We start from the raw sequence: 1314 nt of genomic DNA, 5'->3' as shown, positions 1-1314 counted from the left end.
AAATTTATAAAATTTCGCGCCTTAGCTCATCTGCGCTCTTTGGCGAAAGAAGCGCCGGAGCGATGTCAAATACGCTAAACGCGCCGCGCTCGCCCTTTTGCGCCAAACGATACGCCGCGCGGGCGTAGGCTACGAGCACGCTTGCGGTAAATTCGGGATTTGAGTCAAGCTTTAGCGAAAACTCGATCAAGTGTTTATTTTCTCCGCGCTCGCCCGTCGCTCCGCTTCGCAAGACGAATCCTCCGTGAGGGATGCCGCCGTGCTCTTTTTTAAGCGTCGCAAGACTTACGAAATGCACGCTCGTGTCGTAGTCGGCGAAGTAATTGGGCATCGTTTTTATCTCTTGCTCGATGCGCGCTTTATCGGCGCCCTCTTCGGCTACGACGTAGCACTCGCGCAGGTGTTTTTCGCGCGTGCTAAGTTTCGGATTTTCGCCCGCGCGAACTTGCTTTAAGGCGCTTTCTATCGGCACGGTGTATTGGCGCGCATCCACGACGCCCTCGATCCTGCGGATAGCGTCTGAGTGGCCTTGGCTCACGCCTTTACCCCAAAACGTATAACTGCTGCCGTTTTGCAGCACACTCTCGCCGAACAGTCTGTTTAGCGAAAACAGACCCGGATCCCAACCAACGGCGATGATACCTACGTTTCCACCTTTTTTAGCTGCGGCGTCCACGGCGGCGAAGTGCTCCGGGATTTTTGCGTGCGTATCGAAGCTATCGACGACGTTAAAATCTTTTGCAAACTCCGGCGTCTGCGTTGGCAGATCCGTCGCGCTACCGCCGCAAAGCACCAAAACGTCGAATTCGCCCTTGTGCAATAAAATTTCATCCACGCTAAATACTGGCGCGCCGTATGTTTGTACACTGTGTGGCTCGCGGCGAGAAAACACTGCCGAAAGCTCTAAATCCTTGCTATTTCGCGCGGCAAGCTCCACGCCGCGACCTAAATTTCCATATCCCAAAACCGCTATTTTTATTTTTTCGCTCATTTTTTATCCTTGATAAATTTTAAAATTTAGCGCGTAAAACGGCGCGCCGCCGATGAAATTTTACCTCAGTAGGAAATAATAAATCACGTATAACCAACTTAAAAATCCGTGGATTATCGCCCACATTATGCTTTTATTGACTCCCCATGATAGTGCGACGGCTATGACCGTGCCTAACGTAAATCCACCGATACTACCTTTTGACATATTTTTCTCCTTGATTTAAAATTTTGGCTCAAACTAGCGGGCTACTCGCCAAACGCCTTTAGCTCATCGCATACTTTGGCGAATTTTTCCTGCGCGCTTTGCAACCCTTCGCGGTT

At 50.5% G+C, this 1314-nt stretch carries 2 protein-coding genes; both read right to left on the bottom strand.

The window, feature by feature from the left end; translation table 11 throughout:
- Positions 1 to 4: 4 nt before the first annotated feature.
- The gene (locus Q0144_RS08360) at positions 5 to 991 is read right to left on the bottom strand and encodes a diaminopimelate dehydrogenase (protein WP_298063266.1); all 987 of its coding nucleotides are present in this window, start codon (positions 989 to 991) and stop codon (positions 5 to 7) included.
- A 60-nt stretch (positions 992 to 1051) separates the two neighbouring features.
- Positions 1052 to 1198 (bottom strand): hypothetical protein, encoded by a 147-nt coding sequence (locus tag Q0144_RS08355; RefSeq protein WP_297880516.1) that lies wholly within the window; start codon positions 1196 to 1198, stop codon positions 1052 to 1054.
- Between the last annotated feature and the right edge of the window lie 116 nt (positions 1199 to 1314).

The organism is uncultured Campylobacter sp. (assembly GCF_938045345.1).
GTDB lineage: Bacteria > Campylobacterota > Campylobacteria > Campylobacterales > Campylobacteraceae > Campylobacter_B.
This window is presented reverse-complemented; position numbering and strand designations above follow the sequence as displayed.

Bases quoted from the DNA above. Each gene is read 5' to 3' on its own strand.
- Q0144_RS08360 (WP_298063266.1), bottom strand. From the start codon at position 991: ATGAGCGAAAAAATAAAAATAGCGGTTTTGGGATATGGAAATTTAGGT.
- Q0144_RS08355 (WP_297880516.1), bottom strand. From the start codon at position 1,198: ATGTCAAAAGGTAGTATCGGTGGATTTACGTTAGGCACGGTCATAGCC.